The 15,688-nt window shown below is 34.1% G+C and carries 11 protein-coding genes and 1 pseudogene; 9 read left to right on the forward strand and 3 right to left on the reverse strand.

Going from position 1 to position 15,688, the window contains the following annotated elements:
- Positions 1 to 21 precede the first annotated feature (21 nt).
- On the forward strand, positions 22 to 3,750 hold the full coding sequence (locus P8625_RS11365) for a thrombospondin type 3 repeat-containing protein (RefSeq protein ID WP_279650575.1): 3,729 nt from the start codon (positions 22 to 24) through the stop codon (positions 3,748 to 3,750).
- Positions 3,750 to 4,454 (forward strand): hypothetical protein, encoded by a 705-nt coding sequence (locus tag P8625_RS11370; protein ID WP_279650576.1) that lies wholly within the window; start codon positions 3,750 to 3,752, stop codon positions 4,452 to 4,454. Before P8625_RS11365 ends, P8625_RS11370 begins: the two co-directional genes overlap by 1 nt.
- Positions 4,455 to 4,521: 67 nt before the next feature.
- On the opposite strand, the gene P8625_RS11375 is transcribed toward P8625_RS11370, so the two are convergent.
- Positions 4,522 to 5,094: a DUF3109 family protein gene (locus P8625_RS11375; RefSeq protein WP_279650577.1), complete on the reverse strand. Its 573-nt coding sequence runs from the start codon at positions 5,092 to 5,094 to the stop codon at positions 4,522 to 4,524.
- Between the two features lie 109 nt (positions 5,095 to 5,203).
- Here P8625_RS11375 and P8625_RS11380 point away from each other — a divergent pair, with 109 nt between their 5' ends.
- The 5 genes and pseudogenes from P8625_RS11380 to P8625_RS11400 all read left to right on the forward strand — a co-directional run bounded on the left by P8625_RS11380 (position 5,204) and on the right by P8625_RS11400 (position 11,838).
- The gene (locus tag P8625_RS11380; protein ID WP_279650578.1) at positions 5,204 to 5,785 is read left to right on the forward strand and encodes a MarC family protein; all 582 of its coding nucleotides are present in this window, start codon (positions 5,204 to 5,206) and stop codon (positions 5,783 to 5,785) included.
- A gap of 2 nt (positions 5,786 to 5,787) precedes the next feature.
- On the forward strand, positions 5,788 to 6,402 hold the full coding sequence (locus P8625_RS11385; RefSeq protein WP_279650579.1) for an FAD-dependent oxidoreductase: 615 nt from the start codon (positions 5,788 to 5,790) through the stop codon (positions 6,400 to 6,402).
- A 21-nt stretch (positions 6,403 to 6,423) separates the two neighbouring features.
- Complete coding sequence (locus P8625_RS11390; RefSeq protein WP_279650580.1) at positions 6,424 to 7,563, forward strand: endonuclease; 1,140 nt, start codon at positions 6,424 to 6,426, stop codon at positions 7,561 to 7,563.
- A 293-nt stretch (positions 7,564 to 7,856) separates the two neighbouring features.
- A pseudogene (gene uvrC, locus P8625_RS11395) lies at positions 7,857 to 9,643 on the forward strand (excinuclease ABC subunit UvrC).
- A gap of 5 nt (positions 9,644 to 9,648) precedes the next feature.
- Positions 9,649 to 11,838 (forward strand): patatin-like phospholipase family protein, encoded by a 2,190-nt coding sequence (locus P8625_RS11400; protein WP_279650581.1) that lies wholly within the window; start codon positions 9,649 to 9,651, stop codon positions 11,836 to 11,838.
- Positions 11,839 to 11,904: 66 nt separating this feature from the next.
- Here P8625_RS11400 and P8625_RS11405 read toward each other — a convergent pair whose 3' ends face one another.
- Positions 11,905 to 13,440: a ribonuclease E/G gene (locus tag P8625_RS11405; protein ID WP_279650582.1), complete on the reverse strand. Its 1,536-nt coding sequence runs from the start codon at positions 13,438 to 13,440 to the stop codon at positions 11,905 to 11,907.
- 294 nt (positions 13,441 to 13,734) lie between these two features.
- Entirely contained in the window at positions 13,735 to 14,025 is a 291-nt protein-coding gene (locus tag P8625_RS11410) for an HU family DNA-binding protein (RefSeq protein ID WP_047787990.1), read from the reverse strand.
- 135 nt (positions 14,026 to 14,160) lie between these two features.
- Between P8625_RS11410 and mutY the strand changes: the two genes are divergently transcribed.
- Positions 14,161 to 15,207 carry an A/G-specific adenine glycosylase gene (mutY, locus tag P8625_RS11415; RefSeq protein WP_279650583.1) on the forward strand — a complete coding sequence of 349 codons (1,047 nt, stop codon included), beginning with the start codon at positions 14,161 to 14,163 and terminating at the stop codon, positions 15,205 to 15,207.
- A 37-nt stretch (positions 15,208 to 15,244) separates the two neighbouring features.
- On the forward strand, positions 15,245 to 15,679 hold the full coding sequence (locus tag P8625_RS11420) for a single-stranded DNA-binding protein (RefSeq protein ID WP_279650584.1): 435 nt from the start codon (positions 15,245 to 15,247) through the stop codon (positions 15,677 to 15,679).
- Positions 15,680 to 15,688: the final 9 nt, after the last annotated feature.

The following is a 15,688-nucleotide window of genomic DNA, read 5'->3' on the forward strand; positions in this document are numbered from 1 at the left end:
GCTTATTTTGAGCAAAAGTACTTGAGTGAAATCAATCCTAGTACAGGACGAACACACAAAGAAAACGTTTACAAAATCCAAGAGCAATTAAGCAAACAAAGAGCAGCACAGAAAGTGCCAGGAGAAGCAGATAACGCTTGGGTAGAGAGAGGTCCTGATAATGTAGGAGGAAGAACAAGGGCAGTTATTTTTGACCCCAATGATGCTACCAAAGAAACAGTTTTTGCAGGAGGCGTTAGTGGAGGTTTATGGAAAAATACAAATATCTCAAATTCAGAATCAAAATGGGTTCGTGTTGGAATACCTGAGAACTTAGCAGTGTCGTGTATTGCAGTTGACCCCAACGACTCTAAAACTTTTTATGTAGGTACAGGAGAATCGTACGTAAATGGCGATGTAAATGGCGATGGTTTGTGGAAATCAACCGATGGAGGGAACTCGTGGGCAAAAGTATTCGGAGGAGTCACAGGAGAAAGTTTTGTAGATTTTAACTCTAGATTAACAATCAATTCACCAATAGGATTAGTAGGAGATTACTCAGCTTTGTTGTCTATCGCTTGGGGAGGAGGTTTGGAAACTCCTGTTACAGGAGATTTGGCTCTTGTTGATGATGGCAAAGAGCCTGCAGACAATGCATGTGAAGAAATTATTAACACTTCAGAAATAACAGGAAAAATAGCAGTTATAAGAAGAGGTTTGTGTGAGTATACGTCAAAGGCAAAAAAAGCACAAAATGCTGGAGCCATCGCAGTTATTATTGTTAATAATGAAGCAGGAAACCCTGTCAGAATAAATGGATCTGATTCAACAATTAAAATTCCTGTTTTAATGATTACAAAAAGTTTAGGAGAGTCAATAATAAACACGTTGTCTTCTGAAAGAGTAAATGTTAACTTAACTAAAGGAGAAGAAGGTGCTACAGGATCATATTTAGTTCCAGGTATACAACATATTAATGATGTAATAGTAAGAAATAATGGAGGCATATCTGAAGTATATGTAGCTGCTGCAGAATCAATGCATATAGCAGGATTAACAGCTTCCTCTTTAGGAGGAAAGAGCATAGGAGTATATAAATCGGTAGATGGCACAAACTTTACGAAATTGAATCTTCCAAAAACTTTAGGAGGTAATCCATACGAACCCAACAACTTAGAACTTACTTCAGACAACGCTATCTATTTAAGTACAGCAAGAAGTTTTACTTTTGGAGATGGAGGAGGAACTATTTTAAAATCAACCGATGGAGAGAATTTTAACGTAGTTTATTCTGTAGTAAAAGGACTCAGAACAGAAATTGCCACATCACCTACCAATCCAGATGTTGTATATGTACTAGTAGACATTAACGATTCCAATACTCCTGTAAAAATTTTAAAAACCACCGATGGATTTACCACAGTAGCTGAAACGGCATTACCTGATGATGCAGATACCGGCATACCAGCTAATGATTTTACGAGAGGACAAACTTTTTTTAATTTGCTACTAAAAGTAGACCCTAATGATGAAAATACCCTTTATGTAGGAGGGATAGATTTATTCAAGTCTATAGATGGAGCAAAAACATGGCAACAAATATCAAAATGGTCGAACAATAACCTTCTATCATCTTTAGCAGTTCCTTTAGTACATTCCGACCAGCATGGGTTAGCGTTTGCTTCTTCTAATAAAATGGTATTTGGTAACGACGGTGGAGTGTATTTTTCTGATAATTCAGGATCTGCTATAAGTGCCAGAAATAACAACTATAATACAGTACAATTTTACACGCTTGGGGTGGCTCCGACGACTGCTTTTAAAGGAAAAGAATATTTTTTAGCAGGGGCACAAGATAATGGAACTCAGTTAATCCAAGAAGCATCTGAAGGAATAAATAGCTCATTAAAAGTAGCACCGGGTGATGGAGCAGCTAGTTTTTTTGACACTGACGGAACCGATACTTATTTTATCACAAATTATGTGTACAATCAAAGTATTTATTTATATAATTATGCAACCAATCAATGGGTTACTATTAACGATGAGAACTCTGCCAATGGAGATTTCATTAATCAAGAAGAATTAGACTCTAACCTCAACATTTTGTATTCAAACTATTCTGCTTCGATAACTCAAGGGATAAGAAGGTATTCAAATATATTAGTAGATGGTTCAGTAGAAAAAGCATTATTAACCAATGTATTAATGAATGCCGAACCTTCAGCCTTAAAAGTTTCTCCTCATACTACAACTTCCAGTACATTATTTGTAGGATTAAAAAACGGAAAACTTTTAAAAGTAGAAAATGCGAATGTAGGGGTAGGAACATGGTCTGATATTACAGGTGCTGATTTTGTTGGTTCAATATCAGATATAGAGTTTGGAGAAACAGAAAATCAAATTTTTGTTACCATGCACAATTATGGTGTAAAAAATGTTTGGTACTCTAATGATGGAGGTCTAAACTGGGTGAATAAAGAAGGTGATTTGCCAGATATTCCAGTAAAAGCAATCCTGCAAAATCCGTTGAGTAAAAATGAAGTAATCATAGGAACTGACCTAGGGGTTTGGAAAACCAATAATTTTAATACCACTTCTCCTAACTGGAGTCAATCGTATAACGGAATGAGTAACGTACCGGTGTTAGATTTAGATTTAAGAGACGATAATACCGTTTTTGCTGCTACTTATGGAAGAGGGGTCTTCTCAGGAAAATTTACCTTCGATGCAAATGGCGATGAAGATGGAGATGGTATTTTAAATGGAGTAGACAATTGCCCTACTACTGCAAACCCAGATCAAGCAGATGTTGATAATAATGGAATTGGCGATGTATGTCAAGACACCGATGAAGATGGTATTTTAGATATCAACGATAACTGCCCTACTACCTCAAATCCAGACCAGGCAGATGCAGACGGAAATAAAATAGGAGATGCTTGTCAAGATACTGATGGAGATGGAGTAATGGATAATGTTGATAACTGCCCGAACACAGCGAACCCAGATCAGGCAGATGGAAATAACGATGGAGTAGGCGATGTTTGCGATACAAGTTATAAAAATCCAGATAATATTTCTATCACAACGACTTCGGAAACTTGTACAGATGAAAATGATGGAAAAATAACAGTAAATGTGAAGCAAACCTTTGTTAGTTATACAGTAACACTAAAAGGAGCATCAACAGAGGTATCTGAGCAATTAACAACTGCGTCAACAACATTTTCAGACTTAACACCAGGAACATACGAGGTATGTGTAAAGGTAAATGACAGAGATGACTATATTCAATGCTTTGAGGTTACGATAGCAGCATCTAGCCCAGTTTCTTTAAAAGTTGCTAAAAACAATGCGTCTAAAGGATATACAATCAATGTTACCTCGGGTACAGCACCTTACAACGTGTATTTAAACGGGAAATGGATTGATACATATCATACCTCAACATTCGACATCAATGTTCAAGGAGGCGGTATTTTAGAAGTTAAGACAGCGAAAGAATGTGAAGGAAAATTCGAAACGATTATCGATAATATTTTCCTTAAGAAAAACCCTGTTTCAGAATCTATTGACTTATTAGTTCCTAATGATACAACATTATCTATAGAAATTACGGTGTATGATGTTACAGGAAAAATGGTGATAAAAGATAAGATGAATACGCAAGGGAATGAATTATCTATTCCTTTCAGTCAATTCAAATCAGGAATTTACATTTTGAAATTAGGAACAGAAGAAACAACTACATTTAAAATAATAAAATAATGAAAAGAATACTCAAAATAGTAGGGTTGTTCTCTACAACAGTACTTTTATTTAATTGTGGAGGAGGAAGTGGTAATGGAGGAAATGAAGAAGTTGTTAACGAAGCACCAAGCAAAGTTACCTTAACTTATCCTACACAAAATCTGTTGTGTATTGATAATACGATTCCTTTTGACTGGAGCGATGCTACTGATCCAAATCAAGATAATATAAGCTATAAAGTTGAAATAGCAACCAATAGAGAACTAACAAATATCGTTAAATCTCAAACGTCGACGACCTCGACAGCAACGATTCTCTTGGACAAAGGGAAAGCTCATTACTGGAGGGTTACAGCAGTAGATAGCAAGGGAAAAGAAGGAGCTCCATCAGAAGTATTTGCTTTTTATACAAAAGGTGAAGGAGAAACAAATATAGCCCCCTTTACAGCCGAATTGGTAAAACCTGAAGATGAAGGAACGATATCTGGAGCTACAATAATTCTCGAGTGGAAAGGAGCAGACTCAAATACCAGTGATACATTAACGTACGATGTATACTTTGGTGAAGAAGCGAATCCAACTACGTTAAAACAAGAAAACCTAAACACGAATACTCTTGAGGTATCTGTTGAAACAGGTAAAACCTACTATTGGAAAGTTAATACCAAAGATAACTTTGGAGCAAAATCAATAGGACAAATTTGGAGTTTTACCGTAAATTAAAGAAATACACAAAAATTTAACGTAAAAAAGCGATGCTTATTCAGCATCGCTTTTTGGTTTTATAAAACTATTTGTTTAATTGCTTTTCAGCCACTTTTTCCAATTCATCGTACCAATTTTGACCAAATTTTCTCACAAGAGCTTGCTTTACAAATTTGTACACAGGAACTTGTAATTCCTTCCCTAAAGAACAAGCATCGTCACAAATTTCCCATTTATGGTAATTTACAGCGGCAAATTCGCTAAAATCTTTTACTCGAACAGGGTATAAATGACAAGAAATAGGTTTTTTCCAATCAACAATGCCTTGATTATAAGCTTCTTCAATCGCACATAAGGCAGTGCCTTTATCATCAAAAATAACATAAGCACAATCGGCATCATTAATTAAAGGAGTTTCTAGCTCACCAAAATCACTGGTTACCCAAGTTCCTTGATTTTCAATAGCTTCTACTCCCTCTTTTCGCAAAAACGGCTTTATTTTTGGGTAGATTTCTTCTAAAATCGTTGTTTCCTCTTTTTCAAGAGGAGCACCTGCATCACCATCTATACAACAAGCACCTTTGCAGGCTGATAAATTACATACAAACTCTTTTTCTAGTATATCTTCAGATACGATTGTTTTACCTAATTGAAACATAAATTGTAGTTAAATTTTGAAGTTTGCTGTAACTTCATGTAAATTTGATTGCAAAAGTAGTAGATTGTAACATTACTTATATAATTTTGCAGGCGAAAATAAAACAATTATGGATTTTAACTTTAAAGAGATTTTTACAGCCTTTATGGTATTATTCGCTGTAATTGATATTGTTGGAAATATTCCCATTATCATTGATTTACGAAAAAAGGCAGGACACATACAGTCAGAAAAAGCTGCAGTTATAGCTGGTTTTATTATGATTTTGTTTTTATTTGTTGGTCAGCGATTATTAAACTTAATTGGTATCGATGTGCATTCTTTTGCGGTTGCAGGATCGTTTATTTTATTTTTCATCGCCTTGGAAATGATTTTAGGAGTAACGCTGTATAAAGAAGATGAAGAAGAAGCGCTAAGCGCAACCGTTTTTCCATTAGCTTTTCCATTAATAGCAGGTCCTGGTAGCTTAACAACATTACTTTCGCTTCGAGCAGAGTTTAAATTAGAAAATATCATCATAGCAGTGTTGCTAAACGTAATCGTAATTTATATCGTTTTAAAAACATCTTCTAGAATAGAAAGAGCCATAGGTCCTAACGGAATTAAAATCATAAGAAAAGTATTTGGTGTAATTTTATTGGCAATTGCAGTAAAACTGTTTGCCGCTAATTTTAAAATGTTAATTAACTAAGTATGGTTTATGATGTGCTTATTGTTGGAGGAGGCGTTTCAGGCATGCAATGTGCCTTAGTTTTAGGCTCTGCACTTTCTAAAACATACGCTAAAGGAAAAAAAATAGGCATCATACTGCACCAACGCTCCTCACATTTACAAGATGCACTATTTAATAATGTTCTAGGCTTAGCTCCCGGAACCTTAGGAAAAGATATTTTAGTGCAAGGTAAAAAACAGTTAAAACAATTATATCCAAAAGTAGTTCAGATAGAGAACGAAAAAGTTCTTGCGGTATTAGACGAAAATGAAGGGTATAAAATAGTGAGTAACAAAGAAGAGTATCATAGTAAAAAAGTAGTTATAGCACTCAACTATTCAAAGCCCTTTGATATTGCTGGTTTAGAACAATATGTAGAACGTCATATTCGAGCAAACGCTATGAAAGACAGAATACAGTTGCGTAACTTTAACCACTTAATTAAAGAAGGACTCTATGTTTGCGGAACGTTAGCAGGTTGGAGAAGTCAATTTGCTATTGCAGCAGGAAGTGGAGCCAGTGTTGCAACCGATATTTTAACAATATGGAATGAACATGTACCGACTAAAGTGCATGATAAACATAAAACAGAATAAGTATTTATTAAAAACAAGATTATGAAAAAAGTAATTGGACTCATGGCAATGTTAGTATTGTTTATGAATTGTGGTGGTAGTGATAGCGAAGTAGTACCCCCTGTTGAAGAAGATAAAGTAGTTGCTGTTAACGATTCTTTTGAAGTAAACGAGAATACAGAAACAGCATTGCCAAGTTTTTTAGCAAATGATACCTATACCTCAGGAAAGGTAAAAGTAACGTTTGAGACAACCTCAGCTAGAAACGGAACTATTGTAAGAAACAACGATGTGTTTACATATACGCCAGCAAAAGACTTTGTAGGCGCAGATTCTTTTAAGTATACAATTTGCAGTACTATTGATACTAATAGTTGTGCTACAGCAACCGTAGTAATTACTGTAAAAGCAACAACCACAGGTAACCCAGGGAGTTTTTCAATTCCTTCGGAAATTTCAGCCTATTATAAAAATGTTGATTTTACATTAACAGGAAGCTCTTTAAAAGATATGTTAGCAACAACAGTAATTGGCACACATACCACTTTTTTAGACTATACGCCAGGTGTTTGGAATACCTTAAAACAATCGGACCTTGATATTACGGATAATAGTAAAGTTGTTTTAATTTATGGATATGATGATACTGACGGAAACTATGTAACTGATAGAACCCGTAGTAAAGATGCTAATGGAGGCACAGCAGGAACAGATTGGAATAGAGAACATGTATACCCTAAATCATTGGGGAATCCTAATTTAGGAACTTCTGGTCCAGGAGCAGATGCACACCATTTAAGACCATCAGATGTAACTTTTAATTCTCAAAGAGGAAGTAAGTTGTTTGCGGCGGGCTCAGGAAATGCTGGAGACGTCTCTGGAAACTGGTATCCAGGCGATGAATGGAAAGGCGATGTAGCTCGTATGATGATGTATATGTATTTGCGTTACGGAAACCAATGCTTGCCCAAAAATGTTGCTGTAGGATCTGCCGTGGCGTCTGATAGTAATATGGTTAGCTTGTTACTAGAATGGAATGCAGAAGATCCAGTATCAGATTTAGAAAAACAACGTAATAATGTAGTAGCGAACGACCAAGGAAACAGAAATCCATTCATCGATAATCCTTACTTAGCAACCGTAATTTGGAATGGTACCGAAGCAGAAAATACTTGGAAATAGCGTGCAAATAGAATTAAACAGAAACCTCTAAAACCTTATGCTATTTTCTAAGCATACTAAAATGGCCGATACTATAGAAACATTTGTATCAGCCTGTATAGATTAGGTTTAAGTAATACCATATAGAAGAACTCTTCGAGAATTGTATGGTTTAACCTCTTTACAGTCACTATATCATGTATTACAAACAAAGAACCTTGGAATCAGTTTAATTTATATCGGTTACTAACCTATACAAAACAAAATATACAAGATCACGAAAATATAGTTTTAAAAAACCGTATTTTCGTTATATGCCAACATCACTTGAACTTCAAATAAAAACATTACCTAATTCACCAGGCGTTTATCAGTATTTTGATAAAAACGATGTAATTATTTATGTAGGGAAAGCAAAAAACTTAAAAAAGCGAGTTTCTTCATATTTTACCAAAAATCACGAAAATGGAAAAACCCGAGTGTTGGTAAAAAAATTGTTCGAATAGAACATATCGTAGTAGACACAGAAACAGATGCACTGCTACTTGAAAACAACCTGATAAAAAAATACCAACCACGGTACAATGTACTTTTAAAAGATGATAAATCCTATCCGTGGATTTGCATTAAAAAAGAGCGATTTCCACGAATATTTTCTACACGAAGAGTTATCAAAGACGGTTCAGAATATTTTGGGCCCTATACCAATGTAAAAACAGTATATGCGCTGTTAGACCTTATTAAAGAGTTGTATCCGCTACGAACGTGTAATTATGATTTAAGTCAAGAAAAGATTGCAACAGGCAAATACAAAGTGTGCCTAGAATACCATTTAGGCAATTGTAAAGGACCTTGTGAAGGATACCAAACGGAAGAAAATTATTTAGAAGATATTAAGGCAATCCGAAACATTATTAAGGGAAATTTTAAAGAAAGTTTACAGCAACTTGAAAAAATTATGCTCGATTTTGCAGCCGATATGCGGTTTGAAGAAGCCCAAAAAATCAAAGAAAAATTAGCATCGTTACAAAACTATCAAGCAAAATCAACTATAGTAAATCCATCAATTAACAACGTAGACGTGTTTTCAATTATTTCTGATGAAACCCATGGCTATGCCAACTTTTTTAAAGTAATGAACGGTGCCATTGTACAGTCGTACACTACAGAAATTAAGAAAAAATTAGACGAAACAGATAAAGAGCTGTTAGAGTTATTTATTATAGAAACCCGTCAGCGTTTTCACTCGTTGTCAAAAGAAATCTATGTGCCTTTTAAAGTAAAAGTAGGAAACGATGTTAAAGTTACGGTACCTAAATTAGGAGACAAAAAAAGAATTGTTGAATTATCAGAGCGAAATGCGAAGTTTTACCGACAAGAGCAATTTAAACAAATAAAAATTGTAGACCCAGACCGTCATGTAAAACGAATTATGGCACAGATGCAAAAAGACTTACGATTAAAAGAAGAACCGCGTCATATAGAGTGTTTTGACAACTCCAACATTCAAGGAACCAATCCTGTAGCTGCCTGTGTAGTTTTTAAAGACGGAAAACCCAGTAAAAAAGATTATCGCCATTTTAATATTAAAACCGTAGAAGGCCCCGATGATTTTGCTTCGATGGAAGAAGTCGTATACCGACGATACAAACGACTGCTAAACGAAGAAAAACCATTACCTCAGCTAATTGTAATTGATGGAGGGAAAGGGCAGTTGTCATCTGCTTTGAAAAGCTTAGAAGCCTTAAATTTAAGAGGAAAAATAGCCATTATAGGTATTGCAAAACGATTGGAAGAAATTTATTATCCAGGCGATCCAGTTCCGTTGTATTTAGATAAAAAATCAGAAACGCTTAAAATAATTCAATATTTACGTAACGAAGCACACCGTTTCGGAATTACGTTCCATAGAAACAAACGAAGTAAGAGTGCCATTCAATCGGAGTTAGAACAAATTCCTGATATTGGCAAGCAAACAATTACCAATTTATTGCGTAAATTTAAATCAGCAAAAAGAGTGAAAGCAGCCAGTTTAGAAGAATTAAAAGAAGTCGTTGGAAATGCAAGAGCTCAAAAAATATACACCTATTATCAAAAATAAAAAAAATGAAAAAATTGCTTTTTTTACTACTGTTTCCAGCTTTCATACTGGCACAAGACCAACCAAAAGTAGGCTTGGTACTTAGTGGTGGCGGAGCTAAAGGATTTGCGCATTTAGGTATCTTAAAAGAGATAGAAAAAGCGGGAGTAGAAATAAATTATATCGGAGGTACAAGTATGGGTGCCGTTATTGGTGGTTTGTATGCATCGGGTTATACGGCAGCACAAATTGAAGAAAAAATTCTTGAAACAAACTTTATGTATCTATTACAAGATAAAGTTCCGAGAAGAGAAAAACCGTTTTTCAATAAAGAATACGGAGAAAAATATGCAATTTCTTTACCCATAAAAGATGGAAGTTTAGGACTCCCCTTGGGGCTATCGAAAGGTCAAAATGTGCTTAATTTCTTAACAGAACTCCTAGCACCTGTTGACGATATTACTGATTTTTCAAAATTGCCTATACCCTTCTACTGCATAGCAACCAATATTGAAACAGGAGAAGAAGAGGTGTTAAAAAGCGGGTCATTGCCCCTAGCTGTAAGAGCGAGTGCTGCATTTCCATCACTATTAAACCCTGTTGAAATAGGTAATAAACTGTTAATAGATGGGGGCGTTGTAAACAACTTCCCAGTCGATGTAATGAAAGAAAAAGAGGTTGACATCATCATAGGGGTTAGTGTTCAAGGAGAACTGTTAAAAAGAGAGGAATTAACCTCTATAGCAGCACTTTTATCACAAATAATTAATTTTCAGATGTACGATAAATCTGATAAACAAGTAAAGCTATTAGATATTTATATTCGACCTGATATTGTTGATTATAGTGTGATTTCTTTCGACAAAAAAGATGAAATTTTAGCAGAAGGAGAAAGAATAGCAAAGCCATACAGAGCTGTTTTTGATAGTATTGCCAAAATGCAACCTAACAAGAAAAAGTTGCCTAAAATAACTCCTAAAGAAGAGAAATTTATTGTAGATAGAATTAACATTATAGGAAATAAAAATTACACCAATAATTACATTTTAGGAAAATTACAACTAAGAGAGGGAGATAGCGTGTCTTACAAACAAATTTCTAAAAAAATTAACACCCTAACAGCATCGAAAAACTTTAAGAGAATTGATTACCATTTTGAAAAATCTTTTCAAGGTAGAAAGTTAGAAATTAGTGTAAAAGAAGATGAGATAAACTCTTATTTAAGATTAGGCTTACATTACGATTTACTATACAAATCGGCAGTATTGCTAAACTATAACCATAAAAAACTACTTTTTCAAAACGACAATTTTTCTTTCGATATTGGCATAGGAGATAAGATTAGGTATAATTTAGAGTATTTTGTAGACAATGGTTTGTTACCAAGCTATGGTTTTAGAACACGATACAACACTTTTAGTAGCGACTTTATTTATAGTTCTGATTTCATAAATGGAGAATACACCGATTTTTCTACCTCGCTATACTTGCAAACAACCTATGATAAAAAATTTGCCGTAGGAGTTGGTGTCGAACATAAAAACATAAGTGCGAGTACACAAAATATTTCAGCAGAAGGAAAAGAAGATTTTTTTGATAAAAGTAACTATATAAATGCATACTCTTTTATAAAGTTAGATACGTATAACAAAGAAATGTTTCCTACAAAAGGATTTTATGTAGACGTAGGTTTTAACTGGTTTTTGTGGTCTGATAGAAATAATAGGCTTGATGAATTAATAGAAAACAGTGCTTCTTTTCAACAATTTTCTCAAATAGGAGGTAGTGTTGGTTTTGCAACCACCTTTTTTAATAAATTAACGCTTCAATACACCTCGCAGATAGGCTATACGTTAGGAAAAAAAGAATCTGAAATTTTCGATTATCACCTAGGAGGGTATAATCAAAATTATATAAACAACTTTATTCCAATGTATGGTTACGATACAGGAGGACTAAACAACCAATCGTATTTAAGATCAGAATTTAATTTTCGTTACAATTTTTATAAAAAGCATTATGCAGTGTTCATTGCAAATTATGCGAGAGTAGAAGAAGATGTTTTCGAGGGTGTAAACCTGCTTAAAAACGCCAAATCTGGTTATGCACTTGGGTATAGTTTAGAAACTTTCTTAGGCCCCATCGAATTAAAATACAGTTGGTCGCCAGATCATACCGAAAACTACTGGTTATTTAACTTGGGTTTTTGGTTTTAGAAATAAAAAAATCCCATATCAGTCGATATGGGATTTTTGTTTCATAATAAGATTGCCTTACTTACTTTATGCCTTCTTTTTTAAGTAGAATTTGTACTGTAAGTATTGGTAAGCATCTCTAGGTAATATTTTAATCCACTTTTTGTGTTGTACAAACCATTTAAAACGGATTGAGTTCACGCCTTTTGTCAAATAAGCAGCTATAAATGGGTGTACGTTTAACGTAATCTCTTTATAGTTTTTGCCATTGTTTAAAATGCGTTCTAGTTCGGCTTCTATTTTATCTAATAAAACGATAGGAGCCTCAACTTCTCCATTTTTATTTGGGTTTGGTTCACGTGTTTTTATCTCTAATTCAGGTCGTACACGTTGTCTTGTAATTTGTACTAAACCAAATTTACTTGGAGGTAAAATTTTATGCTTCGTACGATCTAAAGACATCGCTTCTTTTAAATGTTGATATAACTTTTGTCTGTTTTCGGCAGACTTCATATCGATAAAATCAACTACGATAATTCCGCCCATATCTCGTAACTGTAATTGACGAGCTATTTCACTGGCAGCAATTAAATTGACTTCTAAAGCTGTTTCTTCTTGATTTAAGGATTTGTTTGAACGATTACCACTGTTTACATCGATAACATGCAAAGCTTCGGTATGTTCAATAACTAAATAAGCTCCTTTGCTCATCGAAACTGTTTTACCAAACGATGTTTTTATTTGTCGTTCGATACCATATTTTTCAAAAATAGGAACATCAGAACGGTGGTGTTTTACAATTTTTTCCTTTTCAGGATAAATCTCTTGTAAATACTCTTTAATTTCAACCTTTAAGGTTTCATCGTTGGTTACTATACTTGTAAAAGAATCGTTCATTACATCTCTTAATATAGACGATGCTCTGTTTAACTCGCTCAATATTTTAGTTGGTGTATTGTTGTTGGCTATGCGTTTGCACATCGTTTTCCAACGCTCGAGTGAATTTTGTAAATCTTTATCAAGTTCTGCTACCTTTTTACCTTCAGCAACAGTACGTAAAATAAGTCCAAACCCTTTTGGTTTGATACTTTTTGCTAATTTTTTTAAACGTTCCTTTTCTTTCGGATCTGCTATTTTTTGCGATACCGATATACGGTTAGAAAAAGGAACTAAAACTAAAAATCTACCTGCAATAGAAAGCTCTGAGCTAATGCGCGGACCTTTGGTAGATATGGGTTCTTTTACAATTTGTACTAGTAAATTTTGACCTGATTTTAGTACATCGTTAATACTTCCATCTTTGTTGATGTCTTCTTCAAATCGGAAGTTTTTTAAAGTGAATTCTTTGTAATTACCTGTGCTTACTTTCTTAATGAATTTGTTTAAAGATTGCACTTGCGGTCCCAAATCGTGATAGTGTAAAAAACCATCTTTTGGATATCCAACATTTACAAAAGCAGCATTTAATCCAGTCATTACCTTTCCTATTTTAGCTAGAAAAATGTCTCCGACTGAAAAATTATTGTCGCTTGTTTCTTTGTTTAACTCAATAAGTTTACCATCTCTTAGTAAGGCGAAATCAATATCAGAAGAATTGGAACGAATTATTAATTCTGTTTTCATTCTGAATATAGTTTTGTGCCAACGTAGAATTACGAAGACGGATTAAAATTTGTAAACAGGTATATTATTTTATACCATTTTAAGGTGTTAAAACCTTAATGTCAATGAACTTAGCTTATAAAAGCAACGAAAAAGTAAGCTATTGCTTACTTTTTCTTATGACGGTTTGCTCTCGCTCGTTTTTTTCTTTTGTGTGTAGAGATTTTAGCTCTCTTTCTTTTTTTACCACTTGGCATAGTTAAAATGTTTTTGTAAAACCTTAAAAATAAAGGTTTTGGGTTAATATTTTTTTAATTACTTTACAGCCACCTTAGTCTTCACTCCTTCGGTAAACACTTTTGAAGGCTTGAAAGCAGGGATATTGTGTGCAGGAATCTTGATAGTTGTATTCTTAGAAATATTTCTACCAGTTTTTTCTGCTCTGGTTTTAATAATGAAGCTACCAAAACCTCTTAAATATACATTATCTCCATTCTCTAATGCATCTTTTACTTCTTCCATGAATGCTTCAACAGTCGCTAAAACATCTGCTTTTTCAATTCCACTTTTATCTGAAATTTTAGATACGATATCTGCTTTTGTCATTTTAAATATATTTTTTTGTTTGTTTTCTTTAAAAAATTGAGGGTGCAAATATATGATAATTAATCTATTCCGAAAAAAATAAGAGCAAAAATATCTAAATTAAATGTACTAAGTTTGCAGCCACAATTTACATAAATGGTTTTAGCTAAGCAATTAATATATTGGTATTTAAAAAATAAAAGAGAACTTCCTTGGAGAAAAACAAAGAATCCGTATCATATTTGGTTAAGTGAAATTATGCTACAACAAACAAGAGTTGCCCAAGGATTGCCCTATTTTTTGGCGTTTACAAAAGAATTTCCGACCGTGTTCGATTTAGCAAAAGCAAACGAGAGCAAGGTGCTAAAATTATGGCAAGGTTTAGGCTATTATTCAAGAGCAAGAAACCTTCATTTTACAGCTAAGTATGTAGCAGAAGAATTAAACGGGGTATTTCCTAAAACATATAAAGAGTTGCTTACTTTAAAAGGAGTGGGAGATTATACAGCTTCTGCCATAGCTTCTATATGCTATAATGAACCCGTAGCAGTAGTTGATGGTAATGTATACAGAGTTTTATCGCGCTTTTTTGGGATAGATACCCCCATTAATTCCAACAAAGGGGTTAAGGAATTTAAAGAATTGGCACAAACCTTAATAGATACCTCACAACCTGGCGTATATAATCAGGCAATTATGGATTTCGGAGCATTGCATTGCAAACCTCAAAATCCGTTGTGTCATGAGTGTCCGCTCGCAGACAGCTGTGTAGCGTTGGCAAAAAATCAGGTAAAAAACCTTCCTGTAAAAGAAAAAACGATAAAAATAAAAAAACGATACTTTAATTATATAGTACCTGTTACACCGCAGAACGAAACTGTTTTAGAAGAAAGAAAAGGAAAGGGTATTTGGCAAGGATTGTATCAGTTTCCTTTAATAGAAACTACTAAGAAAATAGGCGAAAAAGAATTGATAGAAAGTAAACAATTCACGACACTTTTTCCGAAGGAAACCACCATTTCCTTATTTTACAACAAAGACATTGTTCACAAATTATCTCACCAACATTTAATTACGAGATTTTGGATTGTGAAAACGGAGATAGTAAACAAAGAAATGATAAACTGGGCAGAGGTTAAAAAACACCCAGTACCAGTGCTTATTGATAAGTTTTTACAAGAATACTTAAACGAGAAATCTTAATTTTTGTATATTTGGTTGTACACAAAATTTTAATGCTATGGCAGGAACAATAAACAAAGTTATTTTAATAGGGCACTTAGGAGATGAGGTTAAAATGCACTATTTTGAGGGAGGAAATTCTATAGGCCGTTTTCCCTTGGCAACTAATGAAACGTATACCAGCCGACAAACAGGAGAAAGAATAACGAATGTTGAATGGCATAATATTGTAGTGCGTAATAAGTTGGCTGAAATCTGCGAAAAATATTTAACCAAAGGAGACCGTGTGTATTGTGAAGGGCGAATAAAAACACGTCAGTACGAAGTTGATGGGCAAAAAAGATATGCTACAGAAATTCAGGTACAAGACATGACGTTCTTATCAACAAAAAAAGACCCAAATAATACGTCATCTAGCGAAGCTGCAACACAAAACAATTCTATACCACCTACTAGTATAGCCAAAGAAGAAGATGACGATTTACCATTTTAGTTTAATTAA

Origin of the sequence: Tenacibaculum tangerinum (assembly GCF_029853675.1) — a bacterium.
GTDB classification, from domain to species: Bacteria; Bacteroidota; Bacteroidia; order Flavobacteriales; family Flavobacteriaceae; genus Polaribacter; species Polaribacter tangerinum_A.